Origin of the sequence: Ornithinimicrobium humiphilum (assembly GCF_006716885.1) — a bacterium.
GTDB lineage: Bacteria > Actinomycetota > Actinomycetes > Actinomycetales > Dermatophilaceae > Ornithinicoccus > Ornithinicoccus humiphilus.
Genome location: NZ_VFPU01000001.1, coordinates 1,760,247 through 1,781,681 on the forward strand (window position 1 = coordinate 1,760,247; position 21,435 = coordinate 1,781,681).

The 21,435-nt window shown below is 73.0% G+C and carries 23 protein-coding genes, 1 tRNA gene and 1 riboswitch; of the genes, 23 read left to right on the forward strand and 1 reads right to left on the reverse strand.

From position 1 onward, the window contains the following. The first annotated feature begins 70 nt into the window (after positions 1-70). The 22 genes from FB476_RS08220 to FB476_RS08325 all read left to right on the forward strand — a co-directional run bounded on the left by FB476_RS08220 (position 71) and on the right by FB476_RS08325 (position 19,714). Complete coding sequence (locus tag FB476_RS08220; protein WP_238329618.1) at positions 71-973, forward strand: ParA family protein; 903 nt, start codon at positions 71-73, stop codon at positions 971-973. Further along, entirely contained in the window at positions 970-1,905 is a 936-nt protein-coding gene (locus FB476_RS08225; RefSeq protein WP_420359367.1) for a segregation and condensation protein A, read from the forward strand. Before FB476_RS08220 ends, FB476_RS08225 begins: the two co-directional genes overlap by 4 nt. Next, on the forward strand, positions 1,902-2,573 hold the full coding sequence (gene scpB / locus FB476_RS08230; RefSeq protein ID WP_238329619.1) for an SMC-Scp complex subunit ScpB: 672 nt from the start codon (positions 1,902-1,904) through the stop codon (positions 2,571-2,573). Before FB476_RS08225 ends, scpB begins: the two co-directional genes overlap by 4 nt. Then, positions 2,570-3,556 carry a pseudouridine synthase gene (locus tag FB476_RS08235; RefSeq protein ID WP_141818337.1) on the forward strand — a complete coding sequence of 329 codons (987 nt, stop codon included), beginning with the start codon at positions 2,570-2,572 and terminating at the stop codon, positions 3,554-3,556. The genes scpB and FB476_RS08235 overlap by 4 nt, the downstream gene beginning before the upstream one ends. 51 nt (positions 3,557-3,607) lie before the next feature. Then, positions 3,608-4,327: a (d)CMP kinase gene (gene cmk, locus FB476_RS08240; protein ID WP_141818338.1), complete on the forward strand. Its 720-nt coding sequence runs from the start codon at positions 3,608-3,610 to the stop codon at positions 4,325-4,327. Continuing rightward, complete coding sequence (locus tag FB476_RS08245; RefSeq protein ID WP_141818339.1) at positions 4,324-5,193, forward strand: sulfurtransferase; 870 nt, start codon at positions 4,324-4,326, stop codon at positions 5,191-5,193. The genes cmk and FB476_RS08245 overlap by 4 nt, the downstream gene beginning before the upstream one ends. Positions 5,194-5,195: 2 nt before the next feature. Further along, a complete protein-coding gene (locus FB476_RS08250; RefSeq protein ID WP_141818340.1) occupies positions 5,196-5,678 on the forward strand; it encodes a SufE family protein in 483 nt (160 codons plus the stop codon). Then, a complete protein-coding gene (gene der / locus FB476_RS08255; protein ID WP_141818341.1) occupies positions 5,675-7,204 on the forward strand; it encodes a ribosome biogenesis GTPase Der in 1,530 nt (509 codons plus the stop codon). The genes FB476_RS08250 and der overlap by 4 nt, the downstream gene beginning before the upstream one ends. A gap of 94 nt (positions 7,205-7,298) precedes the next feature. After that, positions 7,299-7,372, forward strand: a tRNA-Pro gene (locus tag FB476_RS08260). A gap of 86 nt (positions 7,373-7,458) precedes the next feature. Then, positions 7,459-8,088 carry a CDP-alcohol phosphatidyltransferase family protein gene (locus tag FB476_RS08265; protein WP_141818342.1) on the forward strand — a complete coding sequence of 210 codons (630 nt, stop codon included), beginning with the start codon at positions 7,459-7,461 and terminating at the stop codon, positions 8,086-8,088. Next, a complete protein-coding gene (locus FB476_RS08270; RefSeq protein ID WP_141818343.1) occupies positions 8,085-8,963 on the forward strand; it encodes a DUF881 domain-containing protein in 879 nt (292 codons plus the stop codon). Before FB476_RS08265 ends, FB476_RS08270 begins: the two co-directional genes overlap by 4 nt. Continuing rightward, entirely contained in the window at positions 8,960-9,292 is a 333-nt protein-coding gene (locus FB476_RS08275) for a small basic family protein (protein ID WP_141818344.1), read from the forward strand. Before FB476_RS08270 ends, FB476_RS08275 begins: the two co-directional genes overlap by 4 nt. Then, positions 9,292-10,095 carry a DUF881 domain-containing protein gene (locus tag FB476_RS08280; RefSeq protein WP_141818345.1) on the forward strand — a complete coding sequence of 268 codons (804 nt, stop codon included), beginning with the start codon at positions 9,292-9,294 and terminating at the stop codon, positions 10,093-10,095. Before FB476_RS08275 ends, FB476_RS08280 begins: the two co-directional genes overlap by 1 nt. 82 nt (positions 10,096-10,177) lie before the next feature. After that, a complete protein-coding gene (gene gcvH, locus FB476_RS08285; protein ID WP_141818346.1) occupies positions 10,178-10,567 on the forward strand; it encodes a glycine cleavage system protein GcvH in 390 nt (129 codons plus the stop codon). A gap of 150 nt (positions 10,568-10,717) precedes the next feature. Then, positions 10,718-11,173: an FHA domain-containing protein gene (locus FB476_RS08290; protein WP_141818347.1), complete on the forward strand. Its 456-nt coding sequence runs from the start codon at positions 10,718-10,720 to the stop codon at positions 11,171-11,173. Next, positions 11,170-11,934, forward strand: a complete 765-nt coding sequence (gene ftsR / locus FB476_RS08295; protein ID WP_238329620.1) for a transcriptional regulator FtsR — start codon at positions 11,170-11,172, stop codon at positions 11,932-11,934. Before FB476_RS08290 ends, ftsR begins: the two co-directional genes overlap by 4 nt. Before the next feature lie 91 nt (positions 11,935-12,025). Next, positions 12,026-12,490, forward strand: coding sequence for a bifunctional nuclease family protein (locus tag FB476_RS08300; protein ID WP_141818348.1), 465 nt, complete (start codon positions 12,026-12,028; stop codon positions 12,488-12,490). 121 nt (positions 12,491-12,611) lie between these two features. Then, positions 12,612-13,202: a MerR family transcriptional regulator gene (locus tag FB476_RS08305; protein WP_141818349.1), complete on the forward strand. Its 591-nt coding sequence runs from the start codon at positions 12,612-12,614 to the stop codon at positions 13,200-13,202. A gap of 48 nt (positions 13,203-13,250) precedes the next feature. After that, positions 13,251-13,346: riboswitch (glycine riboswitch) on the forward strand. A 76-nt stretch (positions 13,347-13,422) separates the two neighbouring features. Next, a complete protein-coding gene (gcvP, locus tag FB476_RS08310; RefSeq protein ID WP_141818350.1) occupies positions 13,423-16,317 on the forward strand; it encodes an aminomethyl-transferring glycine dehydrogenase in 2,895 nt (964 codons plus the stop codon). 136 nt (positions 16,318-16,453) lie between these two features. Further along, positions 16,454-18,016 carry a glutamate-cysteine ligase family protein gene (locus FB476_RS08315; protein ID WP_238329621.1) on the forward strand — a complete coding sequence of 521 codons (1,563 nt, stop codon included), beginning with the start codon at positions 16,454-16,456 and terminating at the stop codon, positions 18,014-18,016. After that, the gene (locus FB476_RS08320; RefSeq protein ID WP_141818351.1) at positions 18,016-18,444 is read left to right on the forward strand and encodes an OsmC family protein; all 429 of its coding nucleotides are present in this window, start codon (positions 18,016-18,018) and stop codon (positions 18,442-18,444) included. Before FB476_RS08315 ends, FB476_RS08320 begins: the two co-directional genes overlap by 1 nt. A 28-nt stretch (positions 18,445-18,472) precedes the next feature. Further along, positions 18,473-19,714, forward strand: coding sequence for an APC family permease (locus tag FB476_RS08325; protein ID WP_202876934.1), 1,242 nt, complete (start codon positions 18,473-18,475; stop codon positions 19,712-19,714). Here FB476_RS08325 and FB476_RS08330 read toward each other — a convergent pair. After that, complete coding sequence (locus FB476_RS08330; protein ID WP_141818352.1) at positions 19,711-20,364, reverse strand: YetF domain-containing protein; 654 nt, start codon at positions 20,362-20,364, stop codon at positions 19,711-19,713. The two genes, FB476_RS08325 and FB476_RS08330, sit on opposite strands and share 4 nt — an antisense overlap. A 71-nt stretch (positions 20,365-20,435) precedes the next feature. Here FB476_RS08330 and FB476_RS08335 point away from each other — a divergent pair, with 71 nt between their 5' ends. Further along, positions 20,436-21,428 carry a GNAT family N-acetyltransferase gene (locus tag FB476_RS08335; RefSeq protein ID WP_141818353.1) on the forward strand — a complete coding sequence of 331 codons (993 nt, stop codon included), beginning with the start codon at positions 20,436-20,438 and terminating at the stop codon, positions 21,426-21,428. Positions 21,429-21,435: the final 7 nt, after the last annotated feature.

The window sequence follows — 21,435 nt, forward strand, 5'->3', positions numbered from 1 at the left end:
CCGCCCGACCCGTTAGTGTTTCGGTGATCGGCGGGAGGCCGACCACGAGCGATCGAGGCTGGAGAGATACGTGAAGCGCGAGGCAACCGCGACGTACGACCGCCTGCCCGGGACGGAGGACACGGGCGTGGGCCAGGAGGGGCCGACCGGCCGACCCCTGCCCGACTTCCCCGTGCCCGCCCCGCTGAGCAGCCACGGGCCTGCGCGCATCATCGCGATGTGCAACCAGAAGGGCGGCGTCGGCAAGACGACCAGCACCATCAACCTGGGCGCGGCCCTGGCCGAGTACGGCCGGCGCGTGCTCATGGTCGACTTCGACCCCCAGGGTGCCCTGTCCGTCGGCCTCGGCGTGCGCACGCACGAGCTCGACATCACGGTCTACAACCTCATGGTCGAGCGCGGCCACGACATCCGCGACGTCATCCAGACCACCCGGGTGCCCAACATCGACATCCTGCCGGCCAACATCGACCTGTCGGCCGCCGAGGTGCAGCTGGTCGGCGAGGTCGCCCGCGAGCAGATCCTGGCCCGCGTGCTGCGGCCGGTGCTCGACGACTACGACGTGGTCCTCATCGACTGCCAGCCCTCGCTCGGCCTGCTCACCGTCAACGCGCTCACCGCGGCGCACGGCGTCGTCATCCCGCTGGAGTGCGAGTTCTTCGCGATGCGCGGCGTGGCGCTGCTCATCGAGACGATCGAGAAGATCACCGACCGCCTCAACCCGCGCCTGCAGATCGACGGCATCCTGGCCACCATGTACGACGGCCGGACGCTGCACTCCCGCGAGGTCGTGCGCAGCGTGGTCGACCACTTCCAGGACCAGGTCTTCCACACCGTCATCAGCCGCACCGTGAAGTTTCCCGATGCGACCCTCGCGGCCGAGCCCATCACCTCCTACGCCAGCACCCACGCGGGTGCCGAGGCCTACCGCCAGCTGGCCCGCGAGCTCATCAGCCGCGGCGGCGCCCCCTGACCGTGACCGCCGCCCCGCCGGCCGGGGCCGGGGCACCGGTCGCGCCGGAGGACCAGCAGGAGCAGGGGAGCGGGCAGGAGCCCGCCGCCGCTCCCGTCACGCCCGGCGGCGTGCTGACCCGCTCCTCGAGCGGCTTCGAGGTCCACCTCGACGTCTTCTCGGGGCCCTTCGAGCTGCTCCTCGGGCTCATCGCCAAGCACAAGCTCGACGTCACGGAGATCGCGCTGGCGCGCGTCACCGACGAGTTCGTCGCCTACATCCGCGCGGCGCAGGCGGCCGAGGACGACTGGGACCTGTCGCAGGCCAGCGAGTTCGTGCTCATCGCCGCCACGCTGCTCGACCTCAAGGCGGCGCGGCTGCTGCCGAGCGCCCGCGAGGACGACGAGGAGGACCTCGCGCTCATCGAGGCCCGCGACCTGCTCTTCGCCCGGCTGCTGCAGTACCGCGCCTTCAAGCAGGTCGCCGGGGAGCTGCGGCTACGGATGGAGGGCGCGGGGCGGATCTTCGCCCGCGACGTCGGCGTGGAGGAACGCTTCGCCTCGCTGCTGCCCGAGCTCGTGCTGACCGTCACGCCCGAGCAGCTGGCGATGATTGCCGGTCGCGCGATGATCCCGCGCCCGCCGCCCACCGTCGGGGTGTCCCACCTGCACGCGCCCCAGGTGTCGGTGCGCGAGCAGGCCTCCCTCGTCGTCGAGCGGCTGCGCGAGAAGGGGACGCTGAGCTTCCGCGAGATCGTCGCCGACGCCGACAGCACGCTGGTCATCGTGGCGCGCTTCCTGGCCCTGCTCGAGCTCTTCCGCGACACCGTCCTGACCTTCGACCAGCCCGAGCCGCTGGGTGAGCTGACGGTGCGCTGGACCGGGCCGGACCGGGGCCGTGTGGAGGTCAGCGACGAGTTCGACGAGGATGGCACCGACGAGGTGGACCGATGAGCGAGCGCACGGAGGAGCAGCAGGTGCAGCACGACCTGCCCGCAGGGCACGACGACGCCGGCGCGTCGCCCCCCGACGAGGGCGAGCAGCAGGTCGCCTTCGACATCAACGACTTCCCGGGCGGTGCCCGCTCCGCGGTCGAGGCCGTGCTCATGGTCATCGACGAGCCGGTGACCGAGGAAGCCCTCGCCTCCGCCCTGGAGCTGCCGGTCGAGGACGTCGGCTCGATCCTCGACGAGCTGGCGCAGGACTACGCCGACTCCGAGCGGGGGTTCATGCTGCGCCGGCTCGGTGGCGGGTGGCGGATCTACTCCCGCCCGGAATACGCACCGGTGGTCGAGAAGTTCCTTCTCGGGGGCCAGCAGGCCCGCTTGACCCAGGCAGCCCTGGAGACGCTGGCCGTCATCGCCTACCGGCAGCCGATCAGCCGGGCCCGCATCGGTGCCATCCGCGGCGTGAACGTCGACGGTGTGGTGCGCACGCTGCTGGCGCGCGGGATGGTCCGGGAGACGGGCCAGGACACCACCTCGGGCGCGGTGCTCTACGGCACCACCGACCTCTTTCTCCAACGCATGGGACTGGACTCCCTCGACGATCTACCGGCGCTCGCGCCCTACCTGCCCTCGGCCGAGGTGCTGGAGGAGCTCGCCGCGGAAGGACTGGCATGAACGACGGACGCAACTCGGGCGGCTCGGGCCGCGGCAGGAGCCCGCAGGGCGGGGGCCGCTCCGGCGGCAACCGCTCCGGCGGGGGCGGCAAGGGCGGCGCCGGCCGCACCGGCGGCGGTCGCGGGGGTGGTTCGGGCCGACCCTCGCGCCGCTCCCTCGACGGCGGCACCGCCGGGCCCCGACGGGCCGGGGCCTCCCGCCCGCCGCGCGGCCGCCAGCAGCCCCCCGGCCCCTCGACCCAGGTCGACGTCCACGACCCCGAGGGCGTGCGCCTGCAGAAGCTGCTCGCCTCCGCCGGCTTCGGCAGCCGCCGCGCCTGCGAGAAGCTCATCGCCGACGGCCGCGTGCAGGTCGACGGCCAGGTCGTGCGCGAGCTCGGCGTGCGCGTCGACGCCTCGCGCCAGGTCGTGCACGTCGACGGCGACCGCGTCGTGCTCGACACCGACAAGGTCTACCTCGCCTTCAACAAGCCGGCCGGCGTGGTCTCGACCATGGACGACGACGAGGGCCGCCCGTGCCTGGCCGACTACGTCGGGCACCTCTCGCAGCGCCTCTTCCACGTCGGTCGTCTCGACTTCGACACCGAGGGCCTGCTGCTGCTCACCAACGACGGTGACCTCGCCCACCGGTTGCAGCACCCCGCCTACGGCATCCCCAAGACCTACGTCGCGCAGGTGCACGGCGTGGTCGGCAGGGACGTCGGGCGCCAGCTGCGCGACGGCGTCGAGCTCGAGGACGGCCTGGCCAGGGCCGACTCCTTCAAGCTCGTCGACTCGCTGCCCGGCCACTCGATCGTCGAGATCGTCATCCACGAGGGCCGCAAGCACATCGTGCGCCGGATGATGGACGAGGTCGGCTTCCCGGTCGAGATGCTCGCCCGCACGCAGGTCGGCCCGGTCCGTCTCGGTGAGCTGCGTCCCGGGCGCTACCGGGCGCTGGCGGCCGAGGAGGTCGCCCAGCTCTACCGCGCCGCCGGTCTCTGAGGCCCGCGGCTCGGGGCCGGGGGAGACCCGGTATGCCGTTAGGCTGGGCGGGTGCCTGACTCCCCGATCACCATCGCCATCGACGGTCCCAGCGGTTCGGGCAAGTCGTCGGTCTCCAAGGCGGTCGCCCGGCACCTCGGCCTCGGCTACCTCGACACCGGCGCCATGTACCGCGCCCTGGCGTGGTGGTGCCTCGAGCGTGGGCTTGACCTCACGGACTCCGCCGCGGTGGCCACCGCCGCCCGCGAGCTGCCGCTGCTGATGCGCACCGACCCCGACGCGGCCTCCGTGGCCGTCGAGGGCACGGACGTCACCGAGGCCATCCGGGAGACCCGGATCAGCACCCAGGTGTCGGCCGTGGCCACCAACCTCGACGTGCGGGCCGAGCTGCGTCGCCGCCAGCGCGAGCTGATCGAGCAGCTGCGCACCGAGCGCGGCGGCGTCGTGGTCGAGGGCCGTGACATCACGACCGTCGTCGCCCCCGACGCCGAGCACCGGATCCTCGTGACCGCCTCCGAGGAGGCCCGTCTGGCCCGCCGCGCCGCCGAGCTGCACGGCGGCACCGCGGCCGAGCACCTCGCCGCCACCCGTGACCAGATCGTCCGCCGCGACCGTGACGACGCCACGGTCAGCGCCTTCTTCGAACCCGCCGACGGCGTCACCGGCCTCGACACCTCAGAGCTGACCTTCGAGGAGTCGGTCCGGGCCGTGTTGGACCTCGTCGCCGGCCGCGTCGCACCCCCTACCCCCGTACCCCAGGAGCACCGATGAGCCTGCCGCACGACACCGACCCCAAGCTGGCCGCCTACGCCCACCCGGAGCGGCTGGTGACGACCGCATGGCTGGCCGAGCACCTCGGCGACGAGGGCCTGGTCGTCCTCGAGTCCGACGAGGACGTCCTGCTCTACGACACCGGGCACATCCCGGGCGCCCTCAAGCTCGACTGGCACACCGACCTCAACGACCCGCTGACGCGCGACTACGTCGACGGCGAGCGCTTCGCCCAGGTCATGGGCTCCCGCGGCATCTCCCGCGACACCACCGTGGTGATCTACGGCGACAAGTCCAACTGGTGGGCCGCCTACGCCCTCTGGGTGATGACCCTCTTCGGCCACGAGGACGTCCGGCTGCTCGACGGCGGCCGCGCCGCGTGGATCGCCGAGGGTCGCGAGCTGACGACCGAGGTCCCCACCCCGCAGTCCGTCGACTACCCCGTCGTGGAGCGCGACGACACCACCGTGCGCGCCTTCAAGGATGACGTGCTGGCCCACATCGGCCAGCCGATGGTCGACGTGCGCAGCCCGGGGGAGTACTCCGGCGAGCTGCTCCACATGCCCGACTACCCCCAGGAGGGCGCCATGCGCGGCGGCCACATCCCGGGCGCGAGGTCGGTGCCGTGGGCCCGGGCGGCCAACGAGGACGGCACCTTCCGCAGCCGCGAGGAGCTGGAGGCCATCTACCTGCAGGAGCAGGGGCTGCAGCCCTCCGACGACGTCGTGGCCTACTGCCGCATCGGCGAGCGCTCGAGCCACACCTGGTTCGTGCTGACCCACCTGCTCGGCTTCGAGAAGGTCCGCAACTACGACGGCAGCTGGACCGAGTGGGGCAACTCCGTCGGCGTGCCGGTGGAGCGGTGAGCATGACGGCCGGGGACGACACCCGCGCCGCGCTGCCCGCCCCGCTGGCCGAGCTGGCCGAGGACTTCCACGCCGTCTCGGAGAAGGACCGCCTCCAGCTGCTGCTGGAGCTGAGCCAGGAGCTGCCCGCCCTGCCGGAGCGCTACGCCGGCCACCTCGACCAGATGGAGCGCGTCGACGAGTGCCAGTCACCCGTCTTCCTCGCGGTCGAGGTCGCCGACGACCCGGAGCAGACGGTCTCGCTCTACTTCGACGCGCCCGCCGAGGCGCCGACGACGCGCGGCTTCGCGGGCATCCTGCACGAGGGGCTCGACGGCCTGCCGGCCGAGGAGGTCCTCGGGGTGCCCGACGACGCGCCCTACCGCTTCGGCCTGGCCGAGGCGGTCTCCCCGCTGCGGATGCGCGGGATGGTGGGCATGCTCGGGCGCATCAAGCGCCAGGTCCGGATGCGCCGGGAGGCGCTGAGCCTCGGAGGAGGGGCATGAGCGAGTCCTGGGAGAACGAGGACGACGGCGTCGAGGTCGAGTGGACCGGCGGCGCCGACCCCACCGTCGACGTCGAGCCGACGGAGGAGGAGCTTCAGCTCGAGCGCGCGCTCAAGGCAGGTCTGTCCGAGTTCGAGCTGTCCGACGAGGACCTCGAGCTGGTCGAGACCGGGCAGCTGCCCGAGGGCGACCTGGACGAGGCCGAGACGCGTCCCGTCGTGGCCGTCGTCGGCCGCCCCAACGTGGGCAAGTCGAGCATGGTCAACCGCATCCTGGGCCGCCGTGAGGCGGTCGTCGAGGACGTGCCCGGGGTGACCCGTGACCGCGTCGCCTACGACGCGGACTGGTCGGGCCGGCGCTTCACCCTGGTCGACACCGGTGGTTGGGAGGTGGACGCCACCGGCATCCACCTGCGGGTCGCCGAGCAGGCCGAGGTGGCCGTCGACCTGGCCGACGCGGTGCTCTTCATCGTGGACGCCACGGTCGGGGCCACCGACACCGACGAGCAGGTCGTCCGGCTGCTGCGCCGCTCGGGCAAGCCGGTGATCCTCATCGCCAACAAGGTCGACGACCAGCGGGTCGAGGCCGATGCGGCGATGCTGTGGTCGCTGGGCCTGGGCCAGCCGTGGCCGGTGTCCGCGCTGCACGGGCGGGGTGTCGGCGACGCCCTCGACGCGCTGCTGGACGTGCTGCCCGACACGACGTCGGTCCCCGGGGCCTACCCCCGCGGCGGGCCCCGCAGGGTGGCCCTGCTGGGCCGACCCAACGTCGGCAAGTCCTCGCTGCTCAACAAGCTGGCCGGGTCCGAGCGCGTCGTCGTCGACAACGTCGCCGGCACCACCCGAGACCCGGTCGACGAGCTCATCGAGCTCGGCGGGCGGCCGTGGCGCTTCGTCGACACCGCCGGCATCCGGCGGCGCGTGCACCAGACCCGCGGCGCCGACTTCTACGCCTCGCTGCGCACGCAGACGGCGCTGGAGAAGGCCGAGGTGGCCGTCGTGCTCGTCGACGTCTCCGAGCCGCTGACCGAGCAGGACATCCGCGTCGTGCAGCAGGTCGTCGACTCCGGCCGGGCGCTGGTCCTCGCGTTCAACAAGTGGGACACCATCGACGAGGAGCGGCGCTACTACCTCGAGCGCGAGATCGAGCGCGACCTCGTGCAGATGCAGTGGGCCCCCCGGGTCAACATCTCGGCCGCCACGGGTCGCAACGTCGCCAAGCTGGTGCCCGCCCTGGAGACCGCTCTGGCCTCCTGGGACCGCCGCATCCCGACGTCGCGCCTCAACGCCTTCCTGGGCGAGGTCGTCGCGGCGCACCCCCACCCGGTGCGCAGCGGCAAGCAGCCGCGGATCCTCTTCGCGACGCAGGCCGACACCCGCCCGCCGAAGTTCGTGATCTTCGCCTCGGGCTTCCTGGAGGCCGGCTACCGCCGCTTCCTCGAGCGCCGGCTGCGCGAGGAGTTCGGCTTCGAGGGCACGCCGATCGAGATCTCCGTGCGGGTGCGCGAGAAGCGCTCCCGGCGCTGATCCCGGGGTCGAGGAGACACCTGTGGCGCAGGGGGACCCGGGATTCGGTTCCCCGGCCCCCATGCGTTAAGGTGATCCTCGCCCTTCGGGGCCTCGGGCTGTGGCGCAGCTTGGTAGCGCACTTGACTGGGGGTCAAGGGGTCGCAGGTTCAAATCCTGTCAGCCCGACCGAGAACGAAGGCCCTGCCGGACACACCGGCAGGGCCTTCGTCATACCTCCCGGGACGCACGGACCGGACAACTACACTGCGTCCATGACCACGGGCACGGGGGAGGCTCCGCAGACCCGGCGGGACGATCCCGTCCCGTCGGTGAGCGCCCGCGTCCTGACCGTGCCCAACGTCCTGAGCGTCATCCGCCTCGTCGGGGTGCCGGTCTACCTGTGGCTGCTGGTCGCCGGCGAGATCGGCTGGGCCGGCCTGCTCCTCGTCCTCTCCGGCGTCACCGACTACCTCGACGGCAAGATCGCCCGGCACTACGGCCTCGTGACGCGCCTGGGTCAGCTGCTCGACCCGATCGCCGACCGCCTCTACATCGCCGCGACGCTGCTCAGCCTGGCCTGGATCTCGGTCATCCCGTGGTGGCTGGTCGCCCTCCTGGTCGCCCGCGACGCCCTCATGGCCTCGATGTACCCCGTGGTGCGGCACCACCGGCTGCCCATCCCGCCGGTGCACTTCGTCGGCAAGATGGCGACCTTCAACCTGCTCGCGGCCTTCCCGCTGCTGCTCTTCGGCGAGCTCGAGGGCTGGTGGCAGACGCCGGCGCTGGCCGCCGGCTGGGCCCTGGTGTGGTGGGGCGCGGCGCTCTACTGGGTCACCGGCTGCATCTACCTGTGGCAGCTGCGCTCGATGATCCGCCAGCGCCGCGCCGGGGCAGGGGTATGAGGTTCCCCCGCGCCGGGCAGGCCCGCCGCGACCCCGACCCCGCGGCGTCCATGGCCCTGCTCAACCAGGTCCTCGACCCGCCCGTGGGGCCGGGCTACAGCTCGGCCGCGGAGGCGCGCGAGGCGGCCGGGCTGCCCCGGTCCTCCGGCTTCGCCACGCCGCTGATGTTCGTCACCGCCCTCGCGTTCGGGGTGCTCCTCACGGTCTCGGCGCTGACCCTGCGCGTGCCCGACCCCGTTGCGGCGGAGACCCGTGCCCAGCTCGTCACCCGCATCGAGGCGGCCGAGGCCGCCGGCGACGACCTGCGCGAGCGGGTCGAGACCCTGCGCGCCGAGCTGCTCGAGCTCGAGCAGGCGCAGACCCTGCCCCAGGGCTCGGCCGGCGAGGGCGGGATCGCCGCCGCGGGCCTGCAGGTCGGCGCCGCCGCCGTCCAGGGCCCGGGGGTGCTCATCACCCTCCAGGACGCCGTCCCGGAGGCCGCCGGGCCGGGGGAGCGGCCCCGTGCCGAGCGGGTCAACGCCCGGGACATCCAGCTCGTCGTCAACAGGCTGTGGAGCGCGGGCGCCGAGGCGATCTCGGTCAACGGCCACCGCCTCACGAGCACCTCGGCGATCCGCTACGCCGGCGAGGCGATCATCGTCGACTTCCGCGGCCTGGCGCCGCCCTACGAGATCCGCGCCATCGGCGACCCGGAGCGGCTGGCCGAGGAGACGTCGCGCGGCATGACGGGGGCCTACCTGTCCGAGCTGCGCTCCCAGCTCGGCATCCGCTCCGAGGTCGGCGCCCAGGAGCAGATCACCATCGGCGCCGCCGAGCGGCTCACCACCCGCGTCGGCCGCGTGCCGGAGCAGCAGACCTCGGAGGACACCCGATGATCCCCATCCTCGGACTCGTGATCGGCATCGCGATCGGCCTGGTCGTCAGCCCCGAGGTGCCGCTGTGGCTGCAGCCCTACCTGCCGATCGCCGTGATCGCCGCGCTCGACGCCGTCTTCGGCGCGACCCGGGCCGCCCTGGAGGGCATCTTCAACGACCGCGTCTTCGTCATCTCCTTCCTGTCCAACGTGGTCGTGGCCGCGCTTATCGTCTTCCTCGGCAACCAGCTCGGTGTCGGGGCGCAGCTGTCGACGGGCGTCGTGGTCGTGCTCGGCCTGCGGATCTTCTCCAACGTGGCGGCGATCCGGCGCCACCTGCTGGGGGCCTGATGACGGACACCGACCGAGCGGGCCCCCGGAACCGTCTCCACCTGCCCCGGCGCCACCACGGACCACGGGTCACGACGGACCAGGCGCGCAGCCGGCTGCGCAGCCTCGCGACGGGCGCACGACCCAGCCGCGGGCAGGTCGTCGCGGCGATGCTGCTCGCGCTGCTGGGCATCGCCCTGGTCGCGCAGGTGCGCAGCACCGACGAGGCCGGCCTGCGCCAGCTGCGGCAGGCCGAGCTGGTGGCGCTTCTCGACAACGTCACGGGGCGTGTCGACGCGCTCCAGCAGGAGGTCGTCCAGCTCGAGGCCGACCGGCTCCGCCTCCAGGGCGAGCAGGGCGGGGAGGCCGCGGCGGTCGCCGCGGCCGAGCGCCTGGAGTCCTACGCCATCCTGGCGGGCACCGTGCCGGTCCAGGGCCCGGGCGTGACGATCTACGTCAACGACCCCGAGGGCGGGGTGACCCAGACGATGATGCTCGACGCCATCCAGGAGCTGCGCGACGCCGGTGCCGAGGCGATCCAGATCGGTGCGGAGCGGGTGGTGGCCTCCACGTGGGTCGGCACCGACGCCGAGGGACGCGTCACCCTCGACGGCGCGCCCCTGGTGCCGCCCTACCGGATCGTGGCGATCGGCGACTCGCACACGCTCGCGGCGGCCATGGCGATCCCCGGCGGCTTCTCCGACAGCCTCCGCGGGGTGGGAGCGACGGTCAACGTCGTCGAGGACGACGACCTCCTCGTGGATGCGTTGCACCCGGCGCAGGAGCCCCGTTACGCTCGGCCCGTCCCGTCAGCCCCCGAGTAGTGCGCGCTGCCCGGGCTCGTAAGGTAGCCCTACCGACCACGGCGGTCGCACCGCACCGCCGGACCAGCCACCGAGGAGAGCGATGAGCACCCTGAACTACCCCGAGGACCTTCGTTACACCACCGACCACGAGTGGGTGCGCGACCAGGGCGACGGGGTGGTGCGCGTCGGCATCACCGCCTACGCGCAGGACGCCCTCGGTGACGTCGTCTACGTCTCGCTGCCGGCCGTCGGCGACACCGTGGCCGTGGGCGACTCGGTCGGCGAGGTCGAGTCGACCAAGTCGGTGAGCGACATCTACGCTCCCGTCGCCGGCGAGATCACCGCCGTCAACGAGGCCCTCGACGCGACGCCCGAGCTGATCAACTCCGACAGCTACGGCGAGGGCTGGATGTACGAGGTCAAGCTCTCCGACGCCGCCGCCCTCGAGGGCCTCATGGACTCCGCCGCCTACCAGGCGTCGCTGGACTGACCCCGGACCCCTGTCGATCCGCGCCACCCCCGTCCGGGACCTCGGAACGGGGGGAGCGCTGGACTACAGTGGGGGACCGGTGACCGCACCGTCGGCCACCGGTCCCTTCCGTCCCCGGACACGACGTACCAACCACCAGGAAGGTCACCCGTGAGCGACCGCGACCGCGAGCACCACGACTTCGGCACCGACCCGGCCACCGCGCGGATCCCGCACGGCGGGGACCTGCCGCCGGCCGACTACACCTTCGACGACGAGACCCCGCGGCTCTCGGCCGAGGACCAGCGCACCGTCGACGCGCTGCGGCCCGGCACCGCCCTGCTCATCGTGCTGCGTGGTCCCAACACCGGTGCACGCTTCCTCCTGGACGCCGACGAGGTCTCCTCCGGCCGCCACCCCAGCAGCGACATCTTCCTCGACGACGTCACCGTCTCGCGCCGGCACGCGGTCTTCGTCCGCGACCCCGAGGGGTATGTCGTGCGCGACGTCGGCTCGCTCAACGGCACCTACGTCAACCGCCAGCGCATCGACGAGGCCGTCCTGCACCAGGGCGACGAGGTCCAGATCGGCAAGTTCCGCCTCGTCTACTACCTCGGGCGCCCGTGACCTCGACCGCACGCGCCGAGACCTCCGGCGCACGGGGGATCTCGATCGGGGCCGTGCTGCGCGAGCTGCAGCCCGACTTCCCCGACCTGACGATCTCCAAGATCCGCTACCTGGAGACCGAGGGGCTCATCAGCCCCGAGCGCCGTTCCTCGGGCTACCGCCTCTTCTCCGAGGCCGACATCGCCCGGCTGCGGTTCATCCTCACCGCCCAGCGCGACCGGTTCTGGCCGCTCAAGGTCATCAAGGACGCCCTGGACCGGCTCGACCGCGGCCTCGACGTGCCCGAGCTGGCCCGGCCCGCGGGGGAGGGTGAGCCGGCCGGCGAGCCCGCCCGCGAGGAGGGCGGCGCGGTCGTCACCGACCTCAGCGCCGCCGCGCTGCGGCGTCGCCGCGCGATCCGGCTGTCCCCGGCCGAGCTGCGCGAGCGCACCGGCCTGGACCGGGCCGCCTACGGCCAGCTCAAGGCCTTCGGCCTGCTGCGCACCGACTCCAGCGGCCGGCACCACGCCGACGACCTCGACGTCGCGACCGCGGCCGCCTCGCTGGCCCGCTACGGCCTCGAGGCCCGGCACCTGCGCTCCTTCCGGATCGGCGCCGACCGCGAGCTCGGCATCGCCCAGCAGATCCTCGAGCCGTTGCGTCGGCGCCAGGCGCGCGGCGCCGCCGGGCCCGACCCCGAGCAGGCCGAGGCCGAGCTGCTCTCGACGATGCTCTCGCTGCACGTCGCCCTCGTGAGGTCCGGTCTCTCCCAGGGGCACTGACCTCCGGCCGACGGCCCCGTTCGACCCTCCGCAGGGGACCCGTCCCGCGTCGCGCCCGCCGTCCGGGGGTGCGGCGGGGTACCGTGGAAGGGTGAGAGAGCTCGACGTCCTGGGTGTCCGGGTCGAGATGCCGACCAACAGCCCGATCGTGCTGCTGCGCGAGCGCGAGGGCCAGCGCTACGTGCCCATCTGGATCGGTGCTCCGGAGGCGACCGCGATCGCCTACGCCCAGCAGGGCGTCGAGCCGCCGCGTCCGCTCACCCACGACCTGATGGTCACGATCATCACCGAGCTGGGCCACCGCCTGACGGCCGTGCACATCACCGAGGTGCGCGAGAACACGTTCATGGCCGAGCTCCACTTCGACGGCGGCACGGTCATCTCGGCCCGCCCCAGCGACGCCATCGCGCTGGCCCTGCGGGCGGCGACCCCGATCCTGGCGACCGAGGAGCTGCTCGACGAGGTGGGCGTCACGATGGCGGTCGAGGAGGAGGACGAGGTGCAGCGCTTTCGCGAGTTCCTCGACAACGTCTCCGCCGAGGACTTCGAGGAGTAGCCGTGGCCTTCTGCGGCGCGTCGGTCGTTGACCACGCCACCCCCGCGCCCTACCGTCGAGGTGTGCACACGGTGCACACGAGTCACACCAATCCCATTGTTCACATCTCCGAGGAGGACCGGTGAGCGCAGGCGCTGACGCCCCCGGCACGCAGGCCGGCACCGGGCACGAGCCCCGGCCCTCCCAGGGGGTCCTCTTCACGCAGGACATCCCCGCCCTCGACGAGACCATCGGCTACCGCGGCCCCACCGCCTGCGGGGCGGCGGGCGTGACCTACCGCCAGCTCGACTACTGGGCCCGCACGGGCCTGCTCGAGCCCTCCGTCCGCAACCCCAGCGGGTCGGGCACCCAGCGCCTCTACTCCTTCCGCGACATCCTCGTCCTCAAGATCATCAAGCGCCTCCTCGACACCGGGGTGTCGCTGCAGCAGATCCGCGTCGCGGTGACGGCGCTGCGCGAGCGCGGCGTGGAGGACCTCGCCCGCATCACCCTCATGAGCGACGGCGCGAGCGTCTACGAGTGCACGAGCGACGACGAGGTCATCGACCTGGTCCGTGGCGGCCAGGGCGTCTTCGGCATCGCGGTCGGCAGCGTCTGGCGCGAGGTGGAGGGCCAGCTCGCCGAGCTGCCCAGCGAGCGGGCCGGCGAGCCCGTCGCCGAGCACCCCTCCGACGAGCTCTCGGCCCGCCGTCGCGCCCGCCGCACCTCCTGACCGGTCGCCGGGGGACACCCGCGCACCTGCTAAGTTTGACGGTGCCGTCGAGGCCGCGCGGGAGAGTCCTCGCCAGGTTTCGGTGAGGCGCCGAAGGGGCAAACTCCCCGCCAAGCTCTCAGGCGCCAGGACCGTGCGGATCAGGCAACTCTGAAGGGCGCACCACCACGTGCCCGACAGAGGGGGAGCGCCCCGCCGCGCCTGCCCGAGGAGCTTTGAGATGAGCACCGGAACCACCCCCGACCCGTCCACCCTGTCCGACTTCACCGGGCGCCACGTCGGCCCCCGGGAGTCCGACATCGCCGAGATGCTGGCCGTCCTCGGCCACGACAGCCTCGAGTCCCTGATCGACGCCGCCGTCCCGCCGGCCATCCGCTCGACCGAGCCGCTGTCGATGCCCGCCGCCCCCAGCGAGCAGGCCGTGCTGGCCGAGCTGCGCGAGCTGGCCTCCCGCAACACCGTGCTGACCTCGATGATCGGCCTGGGCTACTACGGCACCCAGACGCCGCCGGTCGTCAAGCGCAACATCCTGGAGAACCCGGGCTGGTACACCGCCTACACGCCCTACCAGCCGGAGATCTCCCAGGGCCGTCTCGAGGCCCTCCTCAACTTCCAGACGATGGTCAGCGACCTCACGGCGCTGCCCATCGCCAACGCCTCCCTCCTCGACGAGGGCACGGCGGCCGCCGAGGCCCTGGCCCTGATGCGCCGCAACAGCAAGGCCCCGGCCGGCGCTGTCCTCGTCGCCGACCGCCACCTGCTGCCCCAGACGATCGACGTCGTCACGACCCGCGCCACCCCGCTGAGCATCGACGTCGTCGTCACCGACCTCGACGAGGTCACCGACGCCGACGGGCTCCGCGCGGCCGCCGGGGACCGCGACGTCATGGGCGTGCTCCTGCAGTACCCCGGCGCCGACGGCGTCGTCCGCGACTGGGCCGCGGTCACCTCCGCCGCCCACGAGCTCGGTGCCCTCGTCACGGTCGCCGCCGACCTGCTCGCGCTGACCCTGCTCACCCCGCCCGGCGCCTGGGGCGCCGACGTCGCCGTGGGCACCACCCAGCGCTTCGGCGTCCCGATGGGCTTCGGCGGCCCGCACGCCGCCTACATGAGCGTCCGCTCCGGCCTGGAGCGCTCCCTGCCCGGCCGGCTGGTCGGCGTGAGCAAGGACGCCGACGGCAACGTCGCCTACCGCCTGGCCCTGCAGACCCGCGAGCAGCACATCCGCCGCGAGAAGGCCACCTCCAACATCACCACCGCCCAGGTGCTCCTCGCCGTCATGGCCGGGATGTATGCCGTGTGGCACGGACCGGAGGGCCTGCGCCGCATCGCGCTGGAGACCCACGCCAAGGCGCGCGCCCTCGCCGATGCCCTCACCGCCGGCGGCCTGGAGCTGGCCGGCGACGCGTGGTTCGACACGCTGCGGGTCTCGGTGCCCGGCCGGGCAGCCGAGGTCGTGGCCGCCGCCCGCGAGCGCGGCATCAACCTGTGGCAGGCCGACGCCGACGCCGTGCTGCTCTCCACCGACGAGACCACGACGCTGGAGCACCTGCAGGCCGTGGCCGAGGCGTTCGGCGTCGACGCGCCGCAGGAGATCCCGTCCGTGGAGTCCGGCGACTGGGGCGGCCTGGCGCGCGGCGAGGACCACCCCTACCTCACGCACCCGGTCTTCAACACCTACCGCAGCGAGACCGCGATGCTGCGCTACATCCGCTCGCTGTCCGACAAGGACTTCGCGCTCGACCGCGGCATGATCCCGCTCGGCTCGTGCACGATGAAGCTCAACGCGACCACGGAGATGGAGCCCATCACCTGGCCGGAGTTCAGCGCGCTGCACCCCTTCGCCCCGGCCGACCAGACCGAGGGCACCCGCGAGATCGTCCGTCAGCTGCAGGAGTGGCTGTGCGAGATCACCGGCTACGACGCGGTCTCCATGCAGCCCAACGCCGGCTCGCAGGGCGAGTTCGCCGGGCTGCTGGCGATCCGCCGCTACCACCAGGCCAACGGCGACGAGCAGCGCACGGTCTGCCTCATCCCCTCCAGCGCGCACGGCACCAACGCCGCCAGCGCCGTGATGGCCGGCCTCAAGGTCGTCGTCATCAAGAGCACCGACACCGGTGAGATCGACCTCGAGGACCTGAGGGCCAAGGTCGACCAGCACCGCGACCAGCTGGCGGCGGTCATGGTCACCTACCCCTCGACCCACGGCGTCTACGAGGACACCATCACCGAGCTCTGCGAGGTCATCCACGAGGCGGGCGGCCAGGTCTACCTCGACGGGGCCAACCTCAACGCGCTCATGGGCATCGCCAAGCCGGGCAGGTTCGGCGCGGACGTCTCGCACCTCAACCTGCACAAGACCTTCACCATCCCGCACGGCGGCGGTGGCCCCGGCGTCGGCCCGATCGGCGTCCGCGAGCACCTCGCGCCCTACCTGCCCACGCACCCGGTCGTCGCGGACGCGGGCCCCGAGACCGGTGTCGGCGCCATCTCGGCCGCACCGTGGGGCTCGGCGAGCATCCTGCCGATCTCGTGGGCCTACATCCGCCTCGTCGGTGGCGCGGGTCTGACCCGCTCCTCGCAGGTCGCGGTGCTCAACGCCAACTACGTCTCGGCCCGCCTGCGCGAGCACTTCCCGACGCTCTACACCGGGGCCAACGGCCTGGTGGCCCACGAGTGCATCCTCGACGTCCGCCCGCTCACCAAGGAGACCGGCGTCACGGTCGACGACGTGGCCAAGCGCCTCATCGACTACGGCTTCCACGCCCCGACGATGTCGTTCCCGGTGTCCGGGACGCTCATGGTGGAGCCGACCGAGTCCGAGGACAAGGGCGAGCTCGACCGGTTCGTGGCGGCGATGGTCGCGATCCGCGCCGAGATGGACGCCGTCGCCGGCGACGTCGAGGGCAGCGTCCTGCGCAACGCCCCGCACACCGCGCTGAGCATCGCCGGCGAGTGGGACCACCCCTACGACCGGATGACGGCGGTCTTCCCCGAGGGCGTGGACCCGTCCCGCAAGTACTGGCCGCCGGTGCGCCGCATCGACGGCGTCTACGGCGACCGCAACCTCGTCACCACCTGCGTGACGCCGGAGGCGACCGGCCCGGAGGCCTGAGCCGCTCCATACCTCGGCACCGGACGGGCGCCGGCACGCACCTCGCGTCCCGGCGCCCGTCCGCGTCCGGGACAGCGCTGCTCGGCACCGTCCGGAACCCCTCGCCAGCAGGGCCTTTCTGTGTTTGGATCTGGCCATGGGTCAAGAGGTCAGCCACAGTGAGTTCACGCGGGAGCACCGCCTGGCCTTCCGCCAGAAGGTCCTGCAGGACCTGGACGTCTTCGAGCGGATGCTCGAGGGGAGCCGCTTCGACTTCACGCGGCCGCAGATGGGTCTGGAGATCGAGCTCAACCTCCTCGACGGCGAGACCGCGGCCCCGGCCCTGGTCAACAAGGAGGTCCTGGCCGAGATCCGCGAGGGCGACTTCCAGAGCGAGGTCGGCCGCTACAACATCGAGATGAACGTGCCGCCGCGCCCGATGGCCGGCGACCAGGCCGTCCGGCTCGAGCGCTGGCTGTCCCAGTCGCTGCGCCGCGCCGGTGACGCGGCCCGGCTCCACGGCGCACGCGTCGCGGCGATCGGGATCATGCCCACCCTGATGCCCGACCTCTTCGACAGCCCGTGGATCTCCCACGGCGTGCGCTACCAGGCGCTCGAGGACGGCCTGCTGCGCGAGCGCGGCGAGGGCTTCGAGCTCTCGATCCAGGGGCCGACGGGGGAGAGCTTCGAGGACTACTTCGACGGCATCGGCCCGCTGTCGGGCTGCACCTCGGTCCAGCTGCACCAGCAGGTGACGCCGCAGGACTTCCCGATCTACTGGAACGCCGCCACGATCATCTCCAGCCTGCAGGTGGCGATGGGGGCCAACTCGCCCTACCTCTTCGGCAGGCGGCTCTGGGCCGAGACCCGCATCCCGCTGTTCACGCAGATGACCGACACCCGTTCGATCGAGCTGAAGTACCAGGGCGTGCGGCCCCGTGCCTACTTCGGCCGTGCCTGGATCACCTCGATCTTCGACCTCTTCGAGGAGAACGTCCGGTCCTTCCCGGCACTGCTGCCCGAGGTGTCGGACGAGGACCCCGGCTCGCTGCTCGACGCCGGGGAGGTCCCCACGCTGAGCGACCTGCGGCTCCACAACGGCACGGTCTGGCGCTGGAACCGGCCCATCTACGACACGAGCCAGGGCGTGCCCCACCTGCGGGTCGAGAACCGCGTGCTGCCCGCCGGACCGACCGTCATCGACATGGTCGCCAACGCCTGCTTCTACTACGGCCTGCTCGAGGCGGCCACGAGCAGCGGTCGCCCGCTGTGGACCAAGATGTCCTTCGAGACGGCCAGCGACAACTTCGACGACGCGGCCCGGCACGGCATCGCGAGCATCCACAGCTGGCCGGGCCTGGGGCGCATCCCCGTCGTCGACCTCGTGGCCGACCACCTGCTCGACGTGGCCGACGACGGGCTGGCGGCCCTGGGCCTGCGGCGCGAGGTGCGCAGCCACTACCTGTCGGTCATCGAGGGGCGCTGCCGCGCCCGCACCAACGGCGCCAGCTGGCAGGTCGCCACCACGGAGGCCTTCGAGGCGGCCGGCTACGGCCGCGAGGAGGCGCTGCGCGAGATGTTCCTCCTCTACGTCGACCACAGCGAGGACAACATCCCGGTGCACGACTGGGAGGTGCCGACGGTCGAGCCCGTCCCGGGCGAGGGCGAGGACGCCTCGGCCGACGAGCCGGTCGACAACCGCGCGGACGACGTCGCCTGATGGCCGGCGACGCGACCCGCTCGGTGTCCCTGACCCGCACCGGGGCGGGCACCTTCCTCGCGGAGAACGCCCGCGGCGGCACGATCCCGATCGGTGCCGGCGGCTCGGACGCGGCCGACTTCACGCCGGTCGAGCTGCTGCTCGCCGCCATCGCGGGCTGCTCCGCCGTCGACATCGACGCGCTCACCTCCAGGCTGGCCGAGCCGGTGACCTTCTCGATGAGCGCCTCGGGCGACAAGCTCAGCGACGAGCAGGGCAACCACATGGGGCCGATCACGGTGACCGTGTCGGTGACCTTCCCCGAGGGCGAGGGCGGCGACCGGGCCCGCGACCGGCTGCCCGACGTGGTGACCAAGTCCCGCGACCGGCTGTGCACCGTCTCGCGCACGGTCCAGCTGCCCACCGAGGTCCACTTCGAGGTCGACTGACGTCCGCCCCACGACGGGTGGGAGCTCGATGACGGGGCGACCGATGCGCCGCACCCTCGGCCTCGGCGACGCCGTGACCGTCGGGCTGGGCTCGATGGTCGGGGCCGGCGTCTTCGCGGTCTGGGGGCCGGCGGCCACGGCGGCGGGCGGCTGGCTCCTCCTGGCCCTGCTCCTCGCGGCCGGGGTGGCGGTGTGCAACGCCCTGTCGTCCGCGGCCCTCGCCGCTCGCTACCCGTCCGCGGGCGGCACCTACGTCTACGGGCGCGAGCGACTGGGGGAGACCTGGGGCCATCTCGCCGGCTGGTGCTTCGTGGTCGGCAAGACCGCCTCCTGCGGGGCCATGGCGATGACCGTCGGGGCCCACCTCGTGCCGGGGGCCGAGCGCCTCGCGGCGGCCGTCGCCGTCCTCGTCATCACCGCCCTCAACCTGGCCGGGGTGCAGCGCTCCGTCTCGGCCTCCCGCGCGGTGGTCGCGGTCGTCCTGTGCGTCCTGCTCGGCGTCGGGGTCGCGGCGGTCCTGCCCACGGCCACCGGACCCGCGCTCGACGTCACCCGGGTGCTCGGCGGCGACCTCGACGGGTATGGCGTGCTGCAGGCGGCGGGTCTGCTCTTCTTCGCCTTCGCCGGCTACGCCCGGATCGCGACCCTGGGGGAGGAGGTGCGCGACCCGGCCCACGTCATACCCCGGGCCGTGGTGCTCGCCCTGACCGGCGTCCTCGGTGTCTACGCGTGCGTCGCGCTCGTCGTCCTGGGCGTCCTCGGACCGGAGGGCACGGCGGGGGACCCGGCCGCGGTCGCCACGGTCGCCGCGCAGGTGTGGGGCCCGGGATGGGGCTGGCTGGTGCGGGCGGCTGCGGGGATCGCGGCGCTGGGTGCCCTGCTCAACCTGGTGCTGGGCATCTCGCGCACCACGGTGGCGATGGCGCGGGACGGCCACCTGCCCCGCCGGTTGGCCGCCGTCTCCGACGCCGGGGTGCCCCGGGCGGCCGAGCTCGCCGTCGGCCTCCTGGTGCTCGCCGTGGTGCTCGTGGCGGACCTGCGCGGGGCGATCGGCTTCTCCAGCTTCGGGGTGCTGCTCTACTACGCGGTCGCCAACGCCTCGGCCTTCACCCTGCGTGCGGAGTGGCGCCCTGGCCGGGTGGTGCCGGTCCTCGGGCTGGTGGGCTGCCTGGTGCTGGCGGCCACCCTGCCGCTCTCGTCGGTCGTCGCCGGCGTCGTGGTGGTGCTCGTGGGCGTGGTCGTCCTGGCCGTGCGCCGGGCTCTGCGCTAGTCGCGCGGGGGATCGGCGACGACCGGGGCGGTGCCGGCCACGGGGGACGCGGGGGCCGGTGCCGGCAGCGGACCCGTGTGCAGGTGCCCCGCCTCGCGCAGCTGCTCCTGGACGACGTGGGCGTTCTTGACGCCCATCAGCGCGCGCGGGTGGATCGGCTGGCCAGCGCGCAGCACCGAGATGACGCCGCGGGGCTCGAGCACCGCCAGCGCGACCTGGGAGGGGTGGCTGATCCCGGCCTGCCGCATCGCGCTCCAGATCTCGGTCAGGCTCAGGCCGTAGGCGTGCAGCGCCTCGGTGCGCACCTTGCCGTCGACGGCGAGGACGACCGCGCGGGCGCGGGGCGCCGGGCGGCGCAGCTGGGGGAGCGGGAGCCGGCGCAGGCCGTGGAAGGCGAGCTCGGTGAGGAGCAGGGTGCCGAGCGCGAGGAGGCCGCCGGCCAGGGTCGGGACGTGCCCCAGGGTCGAGCGCCCGACGATCGCCCCGAGCACCGTGACGACCGCGAGGTCGACGCTGCGCGGGCTGGAGTAGAGGCGCTGGCCCCACAGCCGAAGCACCCCGCCGAAGAGAAAGTACATGACCAGGGTGCTGATCACGACGCCGACGGCCGCGGTGGGGGAGATGCCGAGGTGGTACCAGAGGTCCCGCATGCAGGCATCGTGGCAGACGGGCGCGGAAACCCGGTGGCGGTCCTCCGGAGGCGTCCGGAACACTGGTCCCCATGACAGAGACGACCACGCAGGGCGCCGGGGGCACGGACCTCGCCGCCGCCTACCGGTGGGCACCGCTGACCGAGGCCGACGTCCCCGCGTGGGCGGACCTGGTCAACCACCTGGCCCGGGTGGACGGCACCGAGGAGTTTCTCGGCGAGGAGGAGCTCCAGGAGGAGCTGACCTTCAGCGGGTTCACCCCCGCGACCGACTCGATCGCCGTCTGGGACGGTGACGTGATGGTGGCCTACGCCAAGGTCGGCGTGCCGGTGACGCCGGACCACGAGGGTTCCGGCCGCGGCTACGTCGAGGGCGGTGTCCGCGAGGAGCACCGCCGTCGCGGCCTGGGCACCCGTCTCATGGACCTGCTGGAGCCGCGCGCGGCCGAGCTGGTCGCCGAGCGGCACCCGGGCCGCACGGCATACCTGCGTGCCGGTGGCGGGCTGCAGGGCTCCAGCGCCTCGGCGATGCTCGAGCGGCGGGGGTATGCCGTGGTGCGCTGGTTCAACCTGCTGGAGCGTCCGCTCGGCGACGTGCCGGAGGTGCCGGAGGTCGAGGGCGTGTCCTTCGTCGTGCCGCAGCCCGAGCACGAGGAGCCGGTGCGGGTGGCCCACAACGAGGCCTTCCGCGACCACTGGGGCTCCGGCCCGAGCGCGCCCGAGCCCTGGCACGACCACTGGACCACGCGCGCCGCGCGCCAGGACGTCTCCACGCTGGCGGTGTCCGAGGACGGCGAGGTGCTGGCCTACGTGCTGTGCGGGGAGTACCAGCCGCGCGAGCTCTACGTGAACCTCGTGGGCACCGTGCCGCAGGCGCGGGGTCGTGGCATCGCCGCCGCCGCGCTGCTCACCACGATCGCCGCGGCGTCCCGGTCGGGCGCCTACGACACGATCCAGCTGGACGTCGACTCCGACAGCATCACCGGGGCCACCCGGCTCTACGAGCGGGTCGGCTTCGGACCGAAGCTGTCGATGATGTCGATGCAGCGGCCGCTGCCGCTCTGAGGTGCCC

Excerpts from the sequence above, each read along its gene's own strand:
- FB476_RS08235 (WP_141818337.1), top strand. The coding sequence starts at position 2,570 with ATGAACGACGGACGCAACTCGGGCGGCTCGGGCCGCGGCAGGAGCCCG.
- FB476_RS08315 (WP_238329621.1), top strand. The coding sequence starts at position 16,454 with ATGGGTCAAGAGGTCAGCCACAGTGAGTTCACGCGGGAGCACCGCCTG.
- FB476_RS08320 (WP_141818351.1), top strand. The coding sequence starts at position 18,016 with ATGGCCGGCGACGCGACCCGCTCGGTGTCCCTGACCCGCACCGGGGCG.
- FB476_RS08325 (WP_202876934.1), top strand. The coding sequence starts at position 18,473 with ATGACGGGGCGACCGATGCGCCGCACCCTCGGCCTCGGCGACGCCGTG.
- gcvH (WP_141818346.1), top strand. The coding sequence starts at position 10,178 with ATGAGCACCCTGAACTACCCCGAGGACCTTCGTTACACCACCGACCAC.
- gcvP (WP_141818350.1), top strand. The coding sequence starts at position 13,423 with ATGAGCACCGGAACCACCCCCGACCCGTCCACCCTGTCCGACTTCACC.
- scpB (WP_238329619.1), top strand. The coding sequence starts at position 1,902 with ATGAGCGAGCGCACGGAGGAGCAGCAGGTGCAGCACGACCTGCCCGCA.
- FB476_RS08265 (WP_141818342.1), top strand. The coding sequence starts at position 7,459 with ATGACCACGGGCACGGGGGAGGCTCCGCAGACCCGGCGGGACGATCCC.
- FB476_RS08280 (WP_141818345.1), top strand. The coding sequence starts at position 9,292 with ATGACGGACACCGACCGAGCGGGCCCCCGGAACCGTCTCCACCTGCCC.
- FB476_RS08335 (WP_141818353.1), top strand. The coding sequence starts at position 20,436 with ATGACAGAGACGACCACGCAGGGCGCCGGGGGCACGGACCTCGCCGCC.
- der (WP_141818341.1), top strand. The coding sequence starts at position 5,675 with ATGAGCGAGTCCTGGGAGAACGAGGACGACGGCGTCGAGGTCGAGTGG.
- FB476_RS08275 (WP_141818344.1), top strand. The coding sequence starts at position 8,960 with ATGATCCCCATCCTCGGACTCGTGATCGGCATCGCGATCGGCCTGGTC.
- FB476_RS08245 (WP_141818339.1), top strand. The coding sequence starts at position 4,324 with ATGAGCCTGCCGCACGACACCGACCCCAAGCTGGCCGCCTACGCCCAC.
- FB476_RS08270 (WP_141818343.1), top strand. The coding sequence starts at position 8,085 with ATGAGGTTCCCCCGCGCCGGGCAGGCCCGCCGCGACCCCGACCCCGCG.
- FB476_RS08330 (WP_141818352.1), bottom strand. The coding sequence starts at position 20,364 with ATGCGGGACCTCTGGTACCACCTCGGCATCTCCCCCACCGCGGCCGTC.
- FB476_RS08250 (WP_141818340.1), top strand. The coding sequence starts at position 5,196 with ATGACGGCCGGGGACGACACCCGCGCCGCGCTGCCCGCCCCGCTGGCC.